Annotated in this window: 13 protein-coding genes; 6 read left to right on the top strand and 7 right to left on the bottom strand. The window is 52.7% G+C overall.

Annotated features, from left to right (window positions below):
* Positions 1-306 precede the first annotated feature (306 nt).
* On the bottom strand, positions 307-1,821 hold the full coding sequence (locus tag I4V53_RS13360) for a peptide ABC transporter substrate-binding protein (RefSeq protein ID WP_195986192.1): 1,515 nt from the start codon (positions 1,819-1,821) through the stop codon (positions 307-309).
* 275 nt (positions 1,822-2,096) lie between these two features.
* On the opposite strand from I4V53_RS13360, the gene I4V53_RS13355 reads away from it, so the two are divergent.
* The 6 genes from I4V53_RS13355 (at position 2,097) to I4V53_RS13330 (ending at position 16,119) form a co-directional block, all read left to right on the top strand.
* Complete coding sequence (locus I4V53_RS13355; RefSeq protein ID WP_195986191.1) at positions 2,097-4,013, top strand: sensor histidine kinase; 1,917 nt, start codon at positions 2,097-2,099, stop codon at positions 4,011-4,013.
* A complete protein-coding gene (locus I4V53_RS13350) occupies positions 3,994-4,821 on the top strand; it encodes a response regulator (protein ID WP_195986190.1) in 828 nt (275 codons plus the stop codon). Before I4V53_RS13355 ends, I4V53_RS13350 begins: the two co-directional genes overlap by 20 nt.
* A gap of 569 nt (positions 4,822-5,390) precedes the next feature.
* Complete coding sequence (locus I4V53_RS13345; RefSeq protein ID WP_195986189.1) at positions 5,391-11,834, top strand: glycoside hydrolase family 2 TIM barrel-domain containing protein; 6,444 nt, start codon at positions 5,391-5,393, stop codon at positions 11,832-11,834.
* Positions 11,835-12,080: 246 nt separating this feature from the next.
* Complete coding sequence (locus I4V53_RS13340; RefSeq protein ID WP_207747918.1) at positions 12,081-13,808, top strand: ABC transporter ATP-binding protein; 1,728 nt, start codon at positions 12,081-12,083, stop codon at positions 13,806-13,808.
* Positions 13,808-15,673: an ABC transporter ATP-binding protein gene (locus tag I4V53_RS13335; RefSeq protein WP_195986188.1), complete on the top strand. Its 1,866-nt coding sequence runs from the start codon at positions 13,808-13,810 to the stop codon at positions 15,671-15,673. Before I4V53_RS13340 ends, I4V53_RS13335 begins: the two co-directional genes overlap by 1 nt.
* A gap of 14 nt (positions 15,674-15,687) precedes the next feature.
* Entirely contained in the window at positions 15,688-16,119 is a 432-nt protein-coding gene (locus I4V53_RS13330; RefSeq protein WP_195986187.1) for a MarR family winged helix-turn-helix transcriptional regulator, read from the top strand.
* On the opposite strand, the gene I4V53_RS13325 is transcribed toward I4V53_RS13330, so the two are convergent.
* The 6 genes from I4V53_RS13325 to I4V53_RS13300 form a co-directional block, all read right to left on the bottom strand.
* Positions 16,075-16,665: a DUF1062 domain-containing protein gene (locus I4V53_RS13325; protein WP_195986186.1), complete on the bottom strand. Its 591-nt coding sequence runs from the start codon at positions 16,663-16,665 to the stop codon at positions 16,075-16,077. The genes I4V53_RS13330 and I4V53_RS13325 overlap by 45 nt on opposite strands.
* 157 nt (positions 16,666-16,822) lie before the next feature.
* Positions 16,823-17,104: a CD3324 family protein gene (locus I4V53_RS13320; protein WP_195986185.1), complete on the bottom strand. Its 282-nt coding sequence runs from the start codon at positions 17,102-17,104 to the stop codon at positions 16,823-16,825.
* Between the two features lie 319 nt (positions 17,105-17,423).
* Positions 17,424-19,034 carry a CTP synthase gene (gene pyrG / locus I4V53_RS13315; RefSeq protein WP_195986184.1) on the bottom strand — a complete coding sequence of 537 codons (1,611 nt, stop codon included), beginning with the start codon at positions 19,032-19,034 and terminating at the stop codon, positions 17,424-17,426.
* Positions 19,035-19,205: 171 nt separating this feature from the next.
* Complete coding sequence (trxA, locus tag I4V53_RS13310) at positions 19,206-19,529, bottom strand: thioredoxin (protein WP_195986183.1); 324 nt, start codon at positions 19,527-19,529, stop codon at positions 19,206-19,208.
* 24 nt (positions 19,530-19,553) lie between these two features.
* Positions 19,554-20,153, bottom strand: a complete 600-nt coding sequence (locus I4V53_RS13305) for a hypothetical protein (protein ID WP_195986182.1) — start codon at positions 20,151-20,153, stop codon at positions 19,554-19,556.
* A gap of 41 nt (positions 20,154-20,194) precedes the next feature.
* Positions 20,195-21,178: a peptidylprolyl isomerase gene (locus tag I4V53_RS13300; RefSeq protein ID WP_286167164.1), complete on the bottom strand. Its 984-nt coding sequence runs from the start codon at positions 21,176-21,178 to the stop codon at positions 20,195-20,197.
* Positions 21,179-21,290: the final 112 nt, after the last annotated feature.

The raw sequence follows: 21,290 nt of genomic DNA, 5'->3' as shown, positions 1-21,290 counted from the left end.
GCCAGAGCTCCGGCGTGTACACCACCCTGCCCGGACAGAACCCTGTGAAGCATTGTGCGGTCACCATTGGCTGAAAACATACCGGATGATTGAGAGAATTGCCGGAGGTACACGCCGACCGCAGATCCATTGCTCCGTAACCTTTGGCTGATGCAAATTCAGTCTGCCATACACACAGCCTATTTTCTAAACATGTCTTAAAAAGGATTGGGGTTTCCTTCACAACGAACCCCAATCCCCTTTTAAAATGACAGAAGCCTCCTGCCGCAGAACACCTGAGGCAGGAGGCTTCCTGTTTTTTTATGGTTACGGCAGAAAATCCGCGTAAATGTACTGAAACTCCACATTGAAATAGCTGGTTTTAAAGCCTGTCAGCTTGGGGTTTTTCAGCATGGCGCTCTGGCGAATCTGCAGGGGGATCAGCGCGCCGTCCCGCAGGAGAATGTCTTCCGCACGGGCAAGAAGGCTCATCCGGCTTTGCGGGTCCGTTTGGTTATTCGCCAAACGGAAGCACTCATCATACTCCGGGCTGTTGTAGCCGGCGTAATTGTAAGAAGAATTGGAGGTCCACAGCTCCAAATAGGTTGCCGGGTCGGGATAATCCGGCGTCCAGCCGGACAGGGACATCTGGAATTTATGAGCGGCGTCCAGTTCCATATGCGTATTATAGGGAACAGCAAAAATGTCAATCTGAATTCCCAGCACATTCCGCATCTGCTCCCGGATGATTTCCGCCTCTATAGTGGCCCAATAATCGTCTGAAATCAGCAACTCAAGCGACAGGTCCTCTGCTTTTTCAATCCGCAATTCCTCCAGAGCTTTTTTCAAATAATCGCGGGCAATCTGTGTATCCCCTTCGAGCGGAAACGCCTCCAGAGGATACTCCTCGCCAAACGTTTTATGGGTTCCCGGAAGAATCGGCAAAACATATCGCGCGCTGGGCGTCACCGTATGCGAACCGAGTGACGCAACGTACGCATTGCGGTTCAGCGCATAGTTGAGGGCCAGCCGCAGGTTTTTATTATGTAGCGGGCAGTCCTCGCTCATATTCAAGCGAATAAAATCGTTGGCCCCATTAAAATAGTATTCCACATAGGGCAGCGTTTCAGAATTGATAATATCCGTAGAGGTGGGAAGGATATCGAGTTCCTGATTTTTGAACATTCCGTACAGCTTATCAAAATCGGAAGCAATGACGATCTCCACGGCGTCCAGCTTGATCCGGTCCGCATCCCAATAGAGCGGATTCTTTTCCAACCGTATAGAGTCGTTGCGAATCCACTTTTTCACGATAAACGGCCCATTACAAAGGCCGGCTTCCATTTTTGAAAAGTCGCTCTGCGAACGCACCGGAGAGAAGGACGGCAGAGCCAGCAACTGCAAAAAATACGGCGTGGGATTTTCCAATACGAAACGAAGCGTTTTTTCGTCAATCGCACTCACTCCCAAATCTGCAATAGAAAGCTCTCCATCGTGGATTTTCATGGCGTTTCGGATTGGATAGGCAAAAAACGGACGGCTGGAACTTTCCTCTGTAACCATCCGCTGCACCGCGCGGACGAAGTCCTCCGCCCTTACAGGCGTTCCATCCCCATACGCCGCGTCGCGCAGATGAAAGGTATAGGTCCGCCCATCTGTGGAAATCTCATATGACTCGGCGATCCCATAGCGGAGCTGGTTCTGGTAGGTGCGCATCAGACCCTCATAGATATGATAGGCGATGGTCATCTCCGGTATCCCATCCGTTTCCTGGGGATTCAGCGTATTCGGGTTCATCGGCAGCGAATACCGGAATATTTTGGGATGTGTATGGTTCTCCATGGGGGCAGGAGCAGCCGTACAGGCCGGGAACCCTATGAAAATGCACAACACCATAACACACAACAGTAATTTTTTCACATATATCACCAAAATCCGACAGCGATCTTTATTTGAAATTAGCATATCACAAACCTATGGTACAAACAAGGTATCTGCGAGACACAAAAACACAAAATAGCAAAAATTCATTGTATAATTCCAAACGGCAACTTATCATCCTGCATGCTACGATAGACTAAAATTGTTTTGGGAAACATGGAAAAGAAGGCGGACATATGCGATCGATCAACAAGGAGAATAAAAAGTTTTTTTGGACCGCTGGTCTGTGCCTGCTCCTGATCAGCCTGGTATTTGCTTACTCGGTCTGGTACGCGCCCTCCCATTCAGAGGCGCCTTGCGTAAAAAACGGCGTTTTGGACCTGTACGGGACCGACTATGGCGCCGGGGAACCGATCTATCTGGATGGCGAATGGGAATTTTTCTGGAACACGCTCCTGGTCACAGACTATGAGGAAAATAAAAATCCGGATGGAATGATCCAGGTGCCCGGCTACTGGACAGGATGGAACCCGGATAACCAGCCGCTGCCCCATCAGGGCTATGCCAGCTACCGGCTGCGTCTGATCAACTGCCCGCCCGAAGCGGATATTCTGGTAGCCGTTCCCAATCTCCCATCAGCCTATCGCGTTTTCATCAATGGCCAGTCTGTAACCGAAAGCGGCACGCTCCTGAAAAACCTCAACAATATTGAGGTAGAACCGGAAGTACGCAAGTACGGCAATTTTTATTTACGCTCCTCCGAATGCGACCTGGTCATTGAGACGGCCAGCCGCACCTACCCGGGTTTGTGCATCACTCCTGTATTGGTCGAGCACGACGCATTTGAACGGGACGCGCGCAGAAACCTGATCTTCAGTTCTCTGCTGCTTGGCATTGCAATCGTTTTCATTATTTTCTATGCAATGGATCTCATTCTAAAACCGAAAAGCGGCTATTCTGTTTCCATTTTGATTTTAATGCTTCTCTTACTGTTAAAAAGTATTTACCGCGCGTCCATTTTTTCCGCGCTGGTCTATTGGTCTCCTCTCCCCTTTGACTATGCCCAGCTGCCGCTCCACCTTGCCGGAGCCGCCGCATGGTCTATTCTGCTGTGTTCTGCGCCGGACATGCCCAAGGGCCGTCAAATGCGGCGAAGCGTGCTGTTGACCGGTATACTGATGTCCGGCGTCTACGGGGTCGCAATCATCATTGGGGCTTTGTTTCATACCTCCTGGTGGTGGCTTGTTATCGATCTTCTACTGGCTCCGATTCTATTTTTCCGTCTGCTGGTCCCGGTCCTCAAGGATCCGAATCCTCCAAACCCGTATTTCTTCCCTTATTATTTAGGATGTATGGCGCTCTATACCGGGGGATTCCTGGGCGATATGGCGCTTGCCGGGGTGTTTCCTTCAGGTGACAGCTTCGCCTACCCATTCAGCCTGGTACTGCTGGCGATTGCAATCAAATACATGGATGGCAAACGCATGAACTCTATCCAGAACGAGGCGCTGTTTGTAGCGGAAATGCGTGCAAAGCTGCAGCAGGCACAGACGAATCTTGCCCTGCATCAGATACAACCGCACTTCCTGTACAACGCGCTGCTTGCAATTAAGGTTCTCTGCCGGAAGGATCCCGCCAAGGCGGAGCGCGCGGTATATGACTTTTCAACCTATCTGCGTGGAAATATGAATTCCATCGAAAGCACGGACCCCATTCTGTTTGAGGAAGAGCTGCAGAATATTCGCGCTTATCTCAACATCGAACAGGTGCGGTTTGGCGATCGTCTCCGTGTGGAATGGGACATTCAGTTCTGCAACTTTATGGTACCGCCGCTCACGGTGCAGCCTTTGGTGGAAAACGCGGTGCGGCATGGCGTATGCCAAAAAGTAGAAGGGGGCTCTGTCTCCCTGAAATCCTATCAGAAAGACGGATTTGTCTGGATTGAGATCACAGACGACGGCGTCGGATTTGACACGGATCAGCTGCAATCCGCCAACTTCGGCGGAATCGGCATCAAAAACCTCCGTTACCGGCTGGAGACACTGTTGCACGCGGAGCTGGATATTCAAAGTGAAATAGGCAAATGGACCAAACAGGTCATCAAAATTCCAGAACAGGAGGCGCAACTCTTCGATGAAGATCCTGATTGTTGACGACGAACCGCTGGCTGCCGAAGAACTAGCAGACACCTGCGGACAGATCTCGGGCCTGGAAATTGCCGGGGTTTTCTTAAACGCTGCGGAGGCGCTTTCCTACGCAGAATCCCATCCTGTAGATCTCGCCTTTCTGGATATAGAAATGCCGGGCATTCAGGGATTGGAACTGGCGCACCGCCTGCACGCCATCAACGAAAAAATCGCAATCGTTTTTGTAACGGGCTTCAAAAAATATGCCTTTGACGCCTTTAACGCGGACGCATACGGCTATATTCTAAAACCATTTGAACGCGAGTCAATCCAGAAGATCATCGACCGGGTGCGGCGTATTGCAAAGCCAGTTGAGCAAAAGAAGGCGGTCATTCGCACGTTTGGCCGCTTCGGCCTTTTTGTGGACGACACGCCGGTTGATTTTAAAAGCCATAAGGCCAAAGAACTGTTTGCCCTTTTAATCAGCCAGAGCGGCGCGCTGTCGGACATGGACTTCATCATCGGGACGCTCTGGGAAGAGGAACAATACGACAGCAAGGTAAAAGGAAAGTACCGCAAAGCATGCATGTATCTGCGTCAAGCCCTGGAAAAAGCGGGCCTTGGAGAAACGTTGATCTCCGTGCGCGGTAAGCTGGGCGTCAACTGTGAGCCGTTCGACTGCGACTACTTTCGCGTACTGAACGGGGATGCACGCGCGGCGGCCTCCTTTACAGGGGAATTTCTGTTTGAATACTCCTGGGCGGAAGAACTGCTGCCAAGCATACAGCGCAAAGTGGAATTGATCTTGGAAAAAAATCCACAGGCGTGTGTGTAAATACCATTCTATAAAAAAAGCTGGGAGAATTTTAGTGAACCGCACTGATGCTTCCGTGCACGTGCTGGACATTCACCGGCATTAAAAGATATTGGTGCAACCGTCCGGGAGGGAACCGGTTGTATAAAAACTCTGCTGTATGTTGACAGACGGCCGTCCGTATGCCAACATACAGAAAATGTCGTCCAGAATATCAGACATTTGTTCTATGAGAGCATCGGTTCACAGAGTAAACCGATGCTTTTTGTTAGCTTATTATCAATAAAACTTATCAATTAAATTGAAAAATATTATACGATATAACTAATATATTCTAAATAACCACTAAAATCACGCCAAAATCGTTTAATCTAAAATCACAATAAAATTGGTTTTTATCTTATGTTCATTGTTTATATTTGTCAAAAAAGGAGTGAAATCAGCACTGACGCACAATGAGCTCAGAAAAGAACCAACCGTTCATTAAGAGGCTTTCCGCCTGTTTTCCATATGGAAAACACACGGAAAATGCTCTTAAAATTGCAATTGGATTTGGAATGTGGAAGAAAGTTTGCAAGGAGGCGTGAAAGTTGAAAGCAAGTTCAAAGAAACCGTTCCGGCATATTCTCTCTCTGGTGCTGGCAGGCATGCTCACTCTCAACACTTGCAGCGCGGCGCTTGCGGTGACCGCTCCAAACGCTGCGCAGGACAGCCCGTTTGCGGGAGAATTATGGTACGACCAAATTGAAACGCCCGCTGAAAATCAGGAGCCGTATCATGCACAGTTCATCCCTTATGAGGACACGGAAACAGCATTGGAAAATGAGGCCTCTGTTTTGGACGATAAGGAAGGCTCTGCTTACTACCAGCTGTTAAGTGGAAAAGATTGGGACTTTACCTTAGTACAGACGCCCGCCGAAGCGATCGAGAAAGACGCCGCTTACTTGGCGGCGGAACTGGATGAAGCCGCGGCGGCGGATTTCAATCCGGAGCACGTGCCGCAGGCATGGCAGACCTATAAGGATGAAGACGGCAATTTTAAGTATGATGAGCCTATGTATACCAACCACGGCTATCCGTGGGGCAGCCTGGGTGGCACCGATAACTTTGAGCGCATCGACTATGTCAATCCCCATGCGCCGACGGTGTACAACCCGGTCGGTTACTATCGGACGACCTTTACCACGCCCAAAGACTGGGATGGAAGAGAAATTTTCATCTCCTTCCAGAGTGTGGAATCGGCTTATTATCTGTATGTCAACGGCGAATACGTCGGCTATTCCACCGACAGCTTCACTGCCCACGACTTCAACCTGACCCCATACCTGAAACCCGCGGGCGAAGAAAACACCCTGGCATTGAAGGTACACCGCTGGTCCATCGGCAGTTATCTGGAGAATCAGGACTATATTCGTCTGAGCGGTATTTACAGAGACGTCTACCTCTATTCCAAGGATGCGGTTGAAATCCGCGACTTCTTTGTTAAAACTACTTTGGAAGACCGGACAGACGTAAACAGCGATGCCACCCTGAACCTGGAAGTGGACGTTCGCGGCCTGCATAACGCGGAAGCCGGCGACTACTCCGTAGACGCCACGCTGTTCGATATGGACGGCGCCCAAATCGGTGAAGCACAGCTTCCCGCGGTTACCATTCCCGCAACCGCCTCCAGCAAAGAGATGGATAAGGAAGCATTCCTGGCAAAGGTCGCGGGCACCGGTATCACCACAAAGGGTTCCATTGATGTGACCAATCCGGCCAAGTGGTTCCCGGATACGCCAAACCTTTACCTGTTGCTTATTGAGCTGAAGGCAAAAGACGGAACCGTCATGGAAACCGTTGCACAGCGCGTCGGCTTCCGTGAAATCTATAAAGTCAACATTAATGAATATGGCCAGGAGCAAATGCAGATCAACGGCGAAAAGATCACGCTCCGCGGCGTCAACCGCCACGATACGGATATTGAAAAAGGCCATGCTGTGGACCGTCAGGGCTACATTGAAGAGCTTCTGCTGATGAAACAGTACAATGTCAACGCTATCCGTACCTCCCACTATCCCAACGACAAGATTTTGTACGAGCTGTCCGACGAACTGGGCATCTATGTCTGCGCGGAAGCAAATATAGAATCCCACAGAGGCGCGTTTGCCCCCAGCTCCGGCGGTGCCATCCCGTCCGGCCATAAGGAATGGGTCTCCCCGGTCTTCTACCGCACGATTAACATGTCGGAGCGCTACAAGAACCACCCGTCCATCATCATGTGGTCTCTGGGCAATGAGGCAACCTATACTTCCGTACCTTTAGACGACAACTACTGCTTCTGGGTAACCTCCCAGTATCTGCTGGAACGCGACCCGGGCCGTCTGAGAAAGTATGAAAGAGAATCCAGCGGCTATTATGGCCACTACTATTACAAATCCAGCAACAGTGCGGACCCGATGGATTACAGTGAGCGCAGCCGTAATATCGTTGATATGTACAGCACGCAGTATCCGGCTCCCTCCAGCATCGAAAGCTACGCGAGGAATACCAACAACAAGTGCCCGTATATTCAGTCTGAATATGCGCATGCAATGGGAACTGCTTTGGGCAACTTCAAAGAGTATTGGGATGTCACCCGCGCCTACAGCAACTCGCAGGGCGGCTTCATTTGGGACTGGATCGATCAGTCCATTGAGACGCCCGTACCGGATAACGTCGTTACCTACAAAGTAGCCGACGCAAAGACCGGCACCGAGGCCGTCCCGAGCAGCGGCGCTGCCTGGGTAGAAGGCCGCAATGGGACCAAGGCGGAAAAGGGCGGCTATCTCAGCGTTTCCCGCGGCACAAACCTGAAGGCAAAGGGAGATTCCCTCACCCTCGAAGCCTGGATCAAGCCCGCCAATATCCCCTCTTCCGGCGACCAGGGTTATATCTCCACCGGCGATAACGGCTGGGGCCTGAAGATCAATGGCAGATCCGCCAACAAGGTCTTCGAGCTCTTTGTAGACGGCTGGCAGAAGGGTACCGCAACCGCGGCGCTGCCGGATAACTACCTGGACGGCAACTGGCACCAGATCGTCGGCGTTGTAGAGGCGGACAAGAGCCTGCATATCTACTGGGACGGCGAGGAACTGGAAAACACCGGCGCCAAATCCACCACTGCCAACGCGCCTTTCGACGCTTCCAACGACATATTGACGCTCGGTCTTGACTCTGCGGCATCCAGCCGCATCTTTACCGGTGCGATTGACGGCGTCCGCGTTTATCAGACCGCGTTGACCAAGGAAGAAATCCAATCTGCCGACCGCACCAGAGACGATGAAAACGTCGTTTACTGGATAGACTTCGGCGAAGACGAAATGGTCGCCAAATCCACCAATTACGATTGGCTCCAGGATAAGCTGGGCAACAATTATTGGGGCTTCGGCGGCGACTGGATCGACAAGAATTACAATGACGACGCGTTCTGCGCCAACGGCGTTGCCTATGCAGACCGTACCGCCAGCCCGAAACTGGTTGAAGTCCGCAAGGTTCACCAGCAGGTCAACTTCTATGACGACGGCAAAGCGGTTGACGGCGAAGTCCGCATTGTCAACGAATTTGAAAACACCAATTTGACAAACTATGACATTCTCTGGAAACTGACGGAAGATACCACGACCGTCATCGCAGAGGGAACAATCGCGGAGAGCATCCCCGCCCTCACAGAAAAGACCGTCCAGCTGGAACTGCCGGAATTCACTGCAAAAGCGGGTTCTGACTACATGTTGGAATTCAGCGTTCAATACAAGGAAGACAATGCCTGGGCAAACGCGGGCGACGAGCTTGCCTTTGAGCAGCTCCCGCTTACTTTCCAAACCGGCGCGCAGGACGGCATCGACCTTGACGCAATGGCAGAATTTACAGCTGTAACCGATACGGATAAAGAGCTGAAGATGGAAGGCGTCACCGCCGCTGGCCAGACTTTCTCCATCTCCATGGATAAGGAATCCGGCGTCATCACCAACTATTCCGTCGCAGGTGAAACCGTATTGGAAAAGGGTCCGGTTCCCAGCTACTGGAGAGCGCAGACCTATAATGACACCACCAACACCTTCCCCGCCGGCCTGAAAAACGTTGAAGACAATATGTCCAATGTACAGGTCAAGATTGAGAAGAACAATACCAACAAAATGATTTCCGTCGCAATCTCTGAAGACCTTCCGGTCGACGCATCCAACTTTGTCACCTACGACATTTACAGCAACGGCGAAATCGTCGTCAACAACCTGTTTGTTCCCAAAAGCAACTTTGCTCCCGGCGACGGAAACCAGGCTGCTCTACCGAAGGTCGGTATGCGCATGCAGGTTGCCGAAGGCTATGAGAATCTGGAATACTATGGACGCGGCCCGGACGAGAACTACTGCGATCGTAAGACCGGTTCCAAGATCGGCGTATACCAGAGCACAGTGGACGAGCAATTTGAATACAAACTGATGCGTCCGCAGGAAAACGGCAACCGCACCGACGTGCGCTGGACTTCTCTGACCAACGACAAAGGCAACGGCCTGCTGGTCACCGCCGACGGCGTTATGGAGACCTCCGCACTGCATTACACGGCGGAAGAACTCAACAGCGGTTCCTACAACAACCCGACCTACAGGCATCCGTACCAGCTCCCGATGCGCGACGATACCATCTGGTGCATCGATTACAAGCAGCGCGGCGTCAGCAACACAGCCTTTGCGGGCCAGGTTCCGCTCGCTCCCTACCGTCTGGATACGGATAAATCCTATACGCATACCTTTAAGATTTCCCCCATCGTGGCCGATACGGACAAGATGGCGGAAAGCAAGATTGCTTTTGTGCCCAATATCGCCGTTTATCTGATCAATGACATTAAAGTCAATGGAAAATCCATCTCCGGATTTGATCCGATGATCAGCGAGTACACGGTCGAGATCGAGGTTGGACAGGAGCCCGTGGTCGACGTCACCGCGGCCAATTCCAATGTCGATGTACAGATTGAACAAATTGAAAACGGCGTTGTCGTCAAGGCTGTTATGCCGTCCGGCGCAACAAGCACCTATACGATCCGATACCGTTGGGTCATTTCTGAATACGCAAGCGATCTCATCGATACGGATTCCGAATATGTCTATTTGGATCAGGCGCCCAATGGCGACAAGATCCAAGTTAAGGTAAACGGTCAGATGACTTCCTTTGATAAGGGTGTTTCCGTCAATACAGAGGGCGGCGGAAATGTCGAGCGTCCTACCGTACAGGTGGAGTTCCCCATTGAAGGAAAGAATTATACCCGCTTTACTGCGCTTGCGGCGCACGACAAAACGTCTACCGGCGCCTATGGTTTCTTTGTGGTTTACAGTGTGGACGCCAAGGGCAACAAAACACAAATCTACACCAGCGGCCAATATTACATTGCCAACAGCGCAGATGCACTGGAAGTCGATGCAGAGATCCCGGATAACGCTGTTTCCTTAATTCTATACCTGCAGAGCTACGGCGCCGGCGATTACAGCCACCTGAATTTCGCGGATGCAAAACTCTTTAGGGATGCGCCATCCATCCATAACCTGACCGTCAACTACGGCAGGAACGTGGAGCTGGCCGTCGACGGCGAAGACCAGAAGCTGGCCAATCTGATCGGCTCCTACAGCGCCGACGTCAATGCGGACGACAGCGTGGCCCTCAGCTTTACTCCCAGAGTACTTGGCAGAGAGCTGGCCGGCGTATCCATTAACGGCGAGGCGGTTGCGGTCGATGAAGATTTCGACGTCAACGAGTTCGCAATGGATTATATCATGCCGAACAAGGATACCACCCTCAACTTTGCATTCACCGTCGTCAACAAGATGATCCTGCGTACGGTCATTGAAAAGGCGGAGGCGTTGGTCGGCAGCGAAGAGCTGGAAAGCTCCCTGCCGGTCGTGCAGCAGAAGTTTGCAGACGCGCTGAAGAACGCAGGAGATGTGGAAGCCAAGAAAGACGCAACCCAGAAGGAAATCGACGACGCATGGAGCGCGTTGATCAAGGCGATGCAGTACCTGAGCTTCCAGCCGGGCGACAAGACCATCCTCAAGGATAAGATCGACACAATTGAGATGATGGAGGAAGACGATTACACCAGCGAGACCTGGGCTGTCCTGATGGAGGCTTTGGAAAAAGCAATTGGCGTGTATGAAGATGAAAACGCCATGGACAAGGAAATCAAAGAAGCTGTTGATAACCTGATTCAGGCAACCGACAATCTAAAATACAAGGCCAACTTTGATACTCTGCTCACGCTGATTGCAGAAGCGGAAAAAGTCGCTGCCATTCTGGACCAGTACCTCCCGGTCGGCCAGGAAGAATTCCTTGCCGCTTTGGAGGCCGCCAAGGAATTGGATCCCGATACGGCAACAAAGGCGGATGTGGATCGGATGATCGACCGTCTGACCAAAGCCATGGGCGCATTGCGTTTGATTCCGGACAAAACGTCACTTGAGTCCCTGGTGAACGACGCCAAGAAGATTGATACCACCGGTTACACCAAAGAAAGCGTTGCGACCTTCCTGAGGACTCTGCAGAATGCCAACAATACGCTCAATGATCCAAACGCGACGCAGGAAGACGTGGACAAAATGGAAGCTGAACTTCGAGAGGGCATCAAAGGCCTGACCAAGGACAACGACCACCACGATACGCCGAACACCAACAAAGGCACGGGTACCAGAACGCCGAACACCGGAAACAACACCTATGGTTCCTCCGGTATCGCCGCCGCCAATTCCAGTTTGGCCGCCGCGTTTGTCCGTTCGGATACAACAGTGGACTTCACGATCAAGAGAGGCGCCGCATATTGCTTCAAGATGACCGTGGTCAACGGAAACGGTTTGGTCCCGAGCTTTACTGTAGGCAACGGCAACGTCCTGAAAACGCAGTACGTGACGCAGATCGGCAATGACTACTACTTCAGAGTCTGGGCCGTTGGTGCGCCGGGTACAAGCGCAGGCGTGTATACCACTTTGCCGGGCCAGAATGCCGTCAAGCATTGTACGGTAACAATCGGCTAAAAATCTGAACAGAGCGATGAAACGGGCCGACGGAAACACAACCTGACCAGAGGCCCACCCTAAAACGATCCTATAGCAAAAGGCCCGCCCGCTGTGAAGTTTTACAGCGGGCGGGCCTTTTACAGGGATATAAGGCTCTCCTTCCACAAAATTGAATCAAAGTGGTTGACAAACGCAATAAGTGCTCATACAATAATTGTATATACAATTATTGTATGAGCACTTATAATGTAAGGGGACTTGACCATGATCAAAAGAATTGCCGCCTATATAAAGCCTTACCGCCTGCAGGCGGTTCTCGCCATCTTCTGCATCGCCGCGGAAACCATGTTTGAACTGATTATCCCCCTCATTATGGCGGATATTATCGACGTTGGCGTTAAGTATGGCGACAAAGCGTACATTTTTGAAAAAGGCGGGTTGATGATCGCCTGTGCGCTGGTCGCACTGATACTGGGAATCGGAAGCGCCCGGTTTTCCGCCGTCTGCGGGCAAGGGCTCGGCGCGGAGCTGCGAAAAGCGGAGTACCGCAAGCTGCAGGACTTTTCCTTCGCCAACACCGATCACTTCCATACCTCCTCGCTGATTACCCGGCTGACCAGCGACATCACCACCATTCAAAATGCGGTTGCCACCGGCCTTCGTCCCGCGTTCCGCGCACCCATGATGATGGTAACCGCTATGGTCGTCTCTTTTATCATCAATGCACGCCTGGCGCTGATCTTTCTGGTGGCGGCTCCCCTGCTCGGCGTCATGCTGTATCAGATCATCCGTCATGTCCGCCCGCTCTATTCCAAAATGCAGGGCGCCATCGATCTGGTCAACCGCACCATTCAGGAAAATCTAACTGCGATCCGGGTGGTCAAGGCCTATGTGCGCGGCGACTATGAGATTGCCAAGTTTGAGGAAAGCAACAACAACCTGCGTTTCACCTCAGAAAAGGCGTTCCGTCTGGCGGCTTTGAACATGCCCGCCATGCAGCTGGTCATGTACGCAACCATTTTGTGCATCCTCTGGTTCGGCGGGAAAATGATCCAGGCAGGCGGCATGGAAGTGGGTGAGCTAACTGGCTTTTTAAGCTATGTCCTGCAGGTTTTAAACTCCCTGATGATGATTTCCAGCGTCTTCATGATGCTGACCCGCTCCCTGGCCTCCGGAAAGCGCATTTTGGAAGTGATGGACGAACCCATTGATCTGACGGATGAAAACGCAAAAGAGCTTTCTGTATCGCAGGGCGACATTGTCTTTGACCACGTCTATTTCAAGTATCAAAAAGAAGCAAAAGAATATGTGCTTTCCGACGTTTCTTTTCATATTCAGCCCGGCCAGACGGTGGGCATCATCGGTCCCACCGGTTCTGCCAAAAGCACGCTGGTCCAGTTGATTCCGCGCCTGTATGACGCGACACAGGGGACTGTTCGGATCGACGGCCACCCCGTCGCGGAGTATCCCCTGCGCCATCTGCGCGACGCAATCGCCATGGTCCTGCAGAAAAACACGCTGTTCAGCGGTACGGTAAAGGATAACCTGCGCTGGGGCAAGGAGGACGCGACCGACGCGGAGATCGAATCGGCTTGCCGCATTGCCTGCGTGGACGAATTCATCGGACGCCTGGAAAAGGGATATGAAACCGAACTGGGACAGGGCGGCGTCAATGTCTCCGGCGGTCAAAAACAGCGGCTGTGTATCGCCCGCGCGCTGCTGAAGCAGCCCAAAGTCCTGATTTTGGACGATTCCACCAGCGCTGTCGACACCGCCACAGAGGCGAAAATCCGCCAGGGTATGGCGGAATCGCTGCCCGGAACCACTAAGATCATCATTGCACAGCGCATTTCCTCCGTTGCGCACGCCGATCAGATCATCATTCTGGACGATGGAAAAATTAACGCGGTCGGCGCCCATGAGGAGCTGTTAAAAACCAATCCCATCTATCAGGATATTTATCATTCCCAGCAGGAAGGAGCGGGTCTATAATGGCAACGCCTAAAAATCACGGCTACAAGCGGCCGAAAAACACCAAAAAGACCCTGGCCCAGCTGTTTCATTATCTGGGTGTACATAAGCTCGCACTGGCTGGCGTCGCCGTCCTGGTGTTCGTCAGCAGCGCCGCCAACATCCTGGGCACCTATTTTTTGAAGCCCATCATCAACGACTATATTCTGCCAGGCAATCTTTCCGGCCTGATCGTTGCCCTCCTCCTGATGGGCGTTATGTACGGCATGGGTGTGCTTGCCACCTGGGGGTATAACCAATTGATGGTCCATACCTCCCAGCAGGTGGTCAGTGAAATCCGCGGCGACCTCTTCCGCCATGTACAGACGCTCCCTCTCTCCTATTACGACGCGCACACGCACGGTGAATTGATGAGCCGTTTTACCAACGATGTGGACACCCTGACCGAGGCGCTGAACAACAGCTTTGCTCTGCTGATCCAGAGCGCAATCATGATCACCGGCACCATCGCCATGCTGCTGGTCCTCAATGTTCCGCTCTCCCTGATCGTCGTCGCGTTTCTGGCCGCCATGTTTCTGTTCATCCAATTCAACAGTAAGCGTAGCAAAAAGCACTTTACGGAACAACAGACTCGACTGGGCGACATCAACGGGTTTATTGAAGAAATGGTCAGCGGCCAAAAGGTGGAAAAGGTCTTTAACCACGAAGATCAGGATTTTGCCGAGTTCTGCCGCCGAAATGAGGCGCTCCGCAAAGCGTCCACCAAAGCGCTCTCCTATTCCGGCCTGATGATCCCAACCATCGTCAGCCTGTCCTATTTCAACTATGCGGTTTCCGCCTGCGTCGGCGGGCTGTTTGTGCTCGGCGGGATGATGGATCTGGGCGGCCTTGCCTCCTATCTGGTCTATGTCCGCCAAAGCGCCATGCCGCTGAACCAATTTACCCAGCAGATCAATTTCCTGCTCTCCGCGCTCTCCGGTGCGGAACGGATTTTTGAGATGATGGAAGAGAAGCCGGAAATCGACGAGGGCGTCGCCACCCTCTGCAATGTTGTAATCCATGCGGATGGCAGCCGGAGCGAGTGCGCGGAGCACACCGGCCAGTTCGCCTGGAAATACCCCTTGCCCAATGGTATGACCGAGCTGATTCCGCTGCGCGGCGACGTGCGCTTCTTTGGCGTCACATTCGGCTACAGGCCCGGCCAGACGATTTTGGACAACATCAGCCTGTTTGCCAAGCCCGGCCAGAAAATCGCTTTTGTCGGCTCCACAGGCGCGGGAAAGACCACCATCATCAACCTGATCAACCGTTTTTACGAAATTAACGGCGGAACGATCACGTACGACGGCATCGACGTGCGGGACATTAAAAAAGACGACCTGCGCCGTTCTTTATCCATGGTGATTCAGGATACGCATCTCTTCACCGGCACCATCGCGGACAACATCCGCTATGGCCGGCTGAAAGCGACCGACGAGGATGTTGTGAAAGCCGCTAAGCTCGCAAACGCCGATTCGTTTATCCGCCGTCTGCCGGACGGTTACAATACGCTGCTGCACAGCGACGGCGCCAATCTGTCCCAGGGGCAGCGGCAGCTGCTCGCCATTGCGCGCGCGGCGATTTCCCGCCCGCCGGTCCTCATTCTGGACGAAGCCACCAGTTCCGTTGACACCCGCACAGAAAAGCTGATTGAAAAGGGGATGGACGCTTTGATGCACGGGCGCACGGTTTTTGTCATTGCGCACCGGCTGTCCACCGTCCGCAATGCGGAAGCCATCCTGGTTCTGGAAAAAGGGATCGTCATCGAGCGCGGCAGCCACGACGAGCTGCTGCAAAAGCAGGGCCGCTATTATCAGCTTTACACCGGCCAGTTTGAGTTGGAATAAAAGGAGCGCATGACATGAAAGATCGTTCAGAGGTTCGAAACACGCTGTTTTCCATCAGCCACGCATGGAAAAAGCTGCTGCAGCCGCGTTTCATCGAGTTGGGCCTGACGCTTGGGCAGGGACAGCCCCGCATTCTGGCCAGTCTGCTGCAACAGGAAAACGTCACGCAAAGGGAACTGGCGGACGCCTGCCATTTGGAAGCAGCAACTTTGTCCCGCGTATTGGACCATATGGAAAAAGCGGATTTGGTCAACCGCCAGCGCGCCCCTGACTGCCGGCGTTCCTGGCGGATCACATTGACCGAAAAAGGGCGGTCAACCGCCCGGGAGGTCCAGCGGTCATTTGACGAAGCGGACGATAAAATCTGGTCCGGTTTTTCCGAGGATGAAATGGAACAGCTTTTAAACGGACTGGAGCGGATTTATCAGAACCTGCGGGAACTGTAAAAACCGAAGCGTGATCCCCTTATGCAATCGGCATTTCCGTAAATCCTGCCCGGAAACACTTATAAGCGTCCCTTCGTCAATCAACTTCTCATACGCTTTCTGCGAAATGACAAGCTTTTTTCGGATCAATTGGGAAACCTTTATGGGAAAGGAATAGGCGCTTTTTATCTCCAGCTCTACCTCTTCCCCTATTGCAAAGCTATCCCCAGCAACTGTATAATCGGGCAATCCGGGTTCCGCGCCGTTTGGGTGCAGAAACGCAATATCCATTGCGTATTGCTCCGCAAGCGCTTTGTCGTTGCAATGAAAACGGTCCAGCAGGCCAGGCGGCAGGGATTGCGGAGAGACCCGGGAGTAAACCGCGGCGTTCCAGGTGGTATCGCAATGCGGACATTTATAGATCAGCCAAATGTCCAGGTATTTTCGCTGGGCGTTGACCCGAAATTGTTCGGAACAGGTAAATTCTGTTTTCCTGCCGCATTTTTTGCAGTACCGGATCGCTGCTGGTAAGGTGTTGTATTGCAGATTCCATGTGACTCTTCTCATTTTTATAATCCTTAGCTTTCAAAAACAATGGATGCAACTATTTCACATCCTCTGCGTCCATTGTAGCAGCGCCGTACCGCAAACCCCACCTATTCTTCTTTTCGTAAACAAATATAAGGAAAGTCCGGCGCAGCAAAATAAGCTGTGCCGGACCTTTTTATCCATTTTGTTCTCTTTTCTGCTGGCCAATAATTCTCTGAATGCTTTTTATAGAAAGGAAATACCGATCTGCCAGAGACTCCATCCGCTCCCCGGCAACATAGTCCGCGAAGATGCGCTCATTCCGGTCCATTAACTCCTGCCGGGTTTTGGTCGCCTCTCCCCAGCCTCTTTTGCGATCGGAAATCCTGGGAATATAAAGAAATTCCCCATCAATGTATTCCTGGATCTTTTCCAGCAGCTCCTGAGGCAGTATTTGTGTTGCTTTTTTGTAGCTCATTTTGCGCTCCTGATATACTTTTATGATCAGAACAGCACAGGCCAACGGCAACACACGTTGCTTATCTTTTCAGTTGTCACGTCAGCCCTGCTCACGCAACCATAACGATCGGATTCAGCATAAACTTTCAACCCTCCTGACACGTCGTTTCTGTTCTATTTTAGCACAGAATGATGTAAAGAAAAACCCCATTTTCTTTTACTATCTGTTTTTGCTCCGTGAAAACCACTTTAAGAATACGATCCCGTCAGACAATTGGATCATAAAAGCCCGTCTCTTCTCAGAGGAAGAAACGGGCTTACAGAAACTATGTGATTAATCATTTTTGACGGCGTTCCGCATAATCTTTCGCCGCGCCGATCAATCCCCGGAACAGCGGGTGCGGACGATTGGGGCGGGACTTGAATTCCGGGTGGAACTGTGCCGCAAGAAACCAGGGATGATCCGGCAGCTCCATCATCTCCACAATGCGGCCGTCCGGCGACCGTCCGGAAAACCTTGCCCCGGCACGCTCCAGTTCTTCGCGGTATTCGTTATTGACCTCAAAGCGGTGGCGATGGCGCTCATAGATCAGCGGCTCACCATATAGTTCCGCCGCGCGCGTGCCTTCCTCCAGCTTACAGGGGTATTTGCCCAACCGCATGGTGCCCCCCAACTGGACCACGTCCTTTTGCTCCGGCATCAGGTCGATCACAGGGTGACGGCTCTGCGGATCGAACTCCGCGGAATTCGCGTCTTTATAGCCGAGCACATGGCGGGCAAATTCCACCACCGCCATCTGCATGCCCAAGCAAATGCCCAGGAACGGCACGCTGTTTTCACGCGCATAGCGGATCGCCTCAATTTTGCCTTCCACTCCGCGCTGCCCAAAGCCGCCGGGGACTAAAACGCCGTCCGCGTCCTTTAAAATCTCTCCGACGGTTTCCGGCGTGATCGTTTCCGAGTCCACCCAGTCGATCTCCACCTTTACGCCGTTCCCAATTCCGCCGTGCGTCAGCGCTTCTGCAACGCTGAGGTAGGCGTCATGCAATTCGACGTATTTGCCGACCAGCGCAATCCTTACGCTGGACTGCAGATCCATCGCCGCGTTTACCATGTTGATCCAGTCCGCCAAATCCGGTCCGGACGTATCCAACCCAAAGTGGCGGCAGGCAATATCGTCCAGCCGTTCCTCCCGCAGCGCGAGCGGCACGGCATACAGCAGGGGCAGATCGAGGTTTTCAATGACGCAGTCTTCCCGTACATTGCAGAAGAGCGCAATTTTCTTCTTCTGTTCCGCACCCACCGGCTGCTCGGAACGCAGGACGATCACGTCCGGCTGGATACCGATGCTCAACAGCTCCTTGACGCTGTGCTGTGTGGGCTTGGTCTTATATTCCTTGGAACAGGCGATATAGGGCACCAGCGTCACATGGATGAACAGGCAGTTGCCGCGTCCAACCTCCGCCGCAAACTGGCGGATCGCCTCCAGGAAGGGCTGGCTTTCGATGTCTCCCACTGTGCCGCCCACCTCGATCAGCGCGACGTCTACATCTTCTTTCCCTCCGGCGATCCGGTCTTTGATCTCGTTTGTAATATGCGGAATCACCTGCACGGTGCCGCCGCCGTAATCGCCGCTGCGCTCTTTATGGATAACGTTCCAATAGATGCGCCCGGAGGTGACGTTACTGTTCTGCGTCAGATTTTCATCGATAAAACGTTCGTAATGGCCAAGGTCCAGGTCGGTCTCCGCTCCGTCATCCGTGACGAAGACTTCGCCGTGCTGAAACGGATTCATCGTGCCGGGGTCCACATTGAGATACGGGTCAAACTTCTGCATGGTGACGCGCAGCCCGCGCGCCTTGAGCAGACGCCCCAGCGAAGCCGCGGTGATCCCTTTTCCCAATCCGGACACAACGCCCCCTGTGACAAAAATATACTTGACAGACATCCAATCCCCTCCTGCTGCATTTTATTTTTTCAATCTCTATCCAGAATAATCATTCCACAAATTGCAGGATTTTTTTTAACTCCTGCAAAAATACTAAAAAATTATATCGCCCTCCGCAAAGCTTGTCAATGCGGCGGGCGATATTTAACAGTAGAAATATAGAGAACCGCCTTAGAGATTTTTGTCTAAAAGCGCTTCAAAATGCTGAAGCGGACGCACGCCCACTTCATTTTCAATCATCTGGCCGTTTTTAAAGAGCAGGACATTTGGGATGCTCTGCACATTGAACCGCGCGGCCAGGTCCGGCTCTTCCTCCGTGTTGACCTTGGCAATGACGGCGCGGCCCTCGTACTTCTCCGCAAGCTCATCCATAATGGGCCCGAGCATGCGGCAGGGACCGCACCAGCTCGCCCAGAAGTCGACCAGCACCAGCGGATGGCCGGATACCAGCGCGTCGAAGGACCCCTCCGTTGCATGAACCAGTTTTTCAGACATGGTATACCCTCCTGTTTCGCCGCGTTATTTCACCACGGTAAACAGGGTGCCGATAACCGGCAGCGGCTCCTCTTTGTCCTGTACGGCGTGCATGACGCCAATGATGATCAACGCGGCGATAATGCCAAACTGCGCCAGCTTGAGCAATCCCACCACGGTCGCGCCCAGTTGGGAAAACACCAGCATCGGGCCGAATCCCACCGTAAAGATCGACGTCAGCAGACTGCTGACAATGCCAACCACAATTCCAAGGGCCAGCTCCAGAATCGAAAGCAGGATACCCTGGTTCACATGGAACCGCACCTTCGGGTTGTGATGGTCCGCGATCAGTCCGACGATCCACAAAAAGCTGAAATAGGAAAGAATGTTGTACAGCTTAACTGTCTCCGGGCTGGACGGCGTACGCGGCGGCTTTTGGAACGGCGGCGGATTCTGCCCATAGGGCTGATACGGCGGCTGCCCATACGGCTGGTACGGCGCCTGATAAGGCGGAGGCGTCTGCGGTCCATTTGCCGGATCGCCCGGATAGGGCGGCTGTCCCGGCACGGGTGGATACGGCGGCTGTTGGGGTTCCTGCGGTCCGCGGTTTTCTTCCTGCGGATTCGGTGTATTGCTCTCGCTCATCGCTGTTTCCTCCTTAGTATGCCTTTATTCCGCGTCGATTATTACACCTCGTAAGCAACAAGTTCTGCGCTGTCAATTTTGACCGGAGTCGTTGGCATGCTGTTCGCATCCACTTCCACCTTGGCAATCTGATCCACAATATCCATGCCTTCAAAAACCTGGCCAAACACAGTGTGCTTATAGTCCAGATGCGGCGTGCCGCCGACTTCCTTGTACAGATCAATCGCCTTCTGCAGGACCGCTTTCTGGTCCTCCGGGATCCCCGCCGCCGCAACTTCATTCAGACCGGCGTTAAGGCTGTCGGTATAGGCGTTCATTTCCTCCTGGGATGCGCCGGACGCACCCTTCTCATTCATCATCAGCGTCGCCTTGCAGACCTCGCGGTTCATATACATATTAAACATCATGTTTTCAGCGGTTTCATCGGTCACCTTTTCATCGGTCTGCACGATGAAGAACTGGCTGCCGTTGGTGTCCACGCCGGAATTCGCCATGGAGAGCGCGCCGCGGATATTGAGCAGATTGCTGTTAAACTCATCCTCAAAGGGAGCGCCCCAGATGCTCTCGCCGCCTGTGCCATCTCCCGCCGGGTCGCCGCCCTGGATCATGAAATCTTTAATGACGCGGTGGAATGTCAGCCCATTGTAGTAGCCGTCCTGAATATGGCCCTTAAAGTTCTCCACCGTCTTGGGGGCGGCGTCCGGGAACAGGCGAATTTTAATATCTCCCATAGAAGTATGCAGCACAGCGATCTCCTCGCCTGCCGCCGGCTTGTCCATCTGGTAGCCAACCGGTTTGCCGTCGTCCGGACGCACATGGTCTTCCGCGTCGGAGGGGATCGCCACCGGCTCCACCGGCTGGGAAGAAGCGTCCGACCCGCTGGAAGCGGTGGAGCTGACCGAGCTTTCCGGCTTGGAGCCTTCCGCTTCGCTCTCTGGAGCCGGGTCGCCGCCGCAGGCGGACAGGGACAAAATCAAAGCGCACGCCAGAAAAGCGCTGACGGCTTTACGTTTTCCAAATTTCATAATCGATCTCTCTTTCTGTTACATTAAAGTCTGCCGAAAATTACGGCGTAATATGTTAATGATAGTATATTCCCCGGAAATATGCAAGCGAAGCGGGCTTAAATTCACAAAA

The sequence above is a fragment of the Clostridium sp. D33t1_170424_F3 genome (assembly GCF_015667585.1).
In the GTDB taxonomy this organism is placed as follows: Bacteria; Bacillota; Clostridia; order Oscillospirales; family Acutalibacteraceae; genus Anaeromassilibacillus.
The sequence above is the reverse complement of the archived record's forward strand: the minus strand, read 5'-3'. Positions and strand labels throughout refer to the sequence as shown.

Excerpts from the sequence above, each read along its gene's own strand:
- I4V53_RS13350 (WP_195986190.1), top strand. The coding sequence starts at position 3,994 with ATGAAGATCCTGATTGTTGACGACGAACCGCTGGCTGCCGAAGAACTA.
- I4V53_RS13335 (WP_195986188.1), top strand. The coding sequence starts at position 13,808 with ATGGCAACGCCTAAAAATCACGGCTACAAGCGGCCGAAAAACACCAAA.
- I4V53_RS13360 (WP_195986192.1), bottom strand. The coding sequence starts at position 1,821 with ATGGAGAACCATACACATCCCAAAATATTCCGGTATTCGCTGCCGATG.
- pyrG (WP_195986184.1), bottom strand. The coding sequence starts at position 19,034 with ATGTCTGTCAAGTATATTTTTGTCACAGGGGGCGTTGTGTCCGGATTG.
- I4V53_RS13340 (WP_207747918.1), top strand. The coding sequence starts at position 12,081 with ATGATCAAAAGAATTGCCGCCTATATAAAGCCTTACCGCCTGCAGGCG.
- trxA (WP_195986183.1), bottom strand. The coding sequence starts at position 19,529 with ATGTCTGAAAAACTGGTTCATGCAACGGAGGGGTCCTTCGACGCGCTG.
- I4V53_RS13300 (WP_286167164.1), bottom strand. The coding sequence starts at position 21,178 with ATGAAATTTGGAAAACGTAAAGCCGTCAGCGCTTTTCTGGCGTGCGCT.
- I4V53_RS13305 (WP_195986182.1), bottom strand. The coding sequence starts at position 20,153 with ATGAGCGAGAGCAATACACCGAATCCGCAGGAAGAAAACCGCGGACCG.
- I4V53_RS13320 (WP_195986185.1), bottom strand. The coding sequence starts at position 17,104 with ATGAGCTACAAAAAAGCAACACAAATACTGCCTCAGGAGCTGCTGGAA.
- I4V53_RS13330 (WP_195986187.1), top strand. The coding sequence starts at position 15,688 with ATGAAAGATCGTTCAGAGGTTCGAAACACGCTGTTTTCCATCAGCCAC.
- I4V53_RS13355 (WP_195986191.1), top strand. The coding sequence starts at position 2,097 with ATGCGATCGATCAACAAGGAGAATAAAAAGTTTTTTTGGACCGCTGGT.
- I4V53_RS13325 (WP_195986186.1), bottom strand. The coding sequence starts at position 16,665 with ATGAGAAGAGTCACATGGAATCTGCAATACAACACCTTACCAGCAGCG.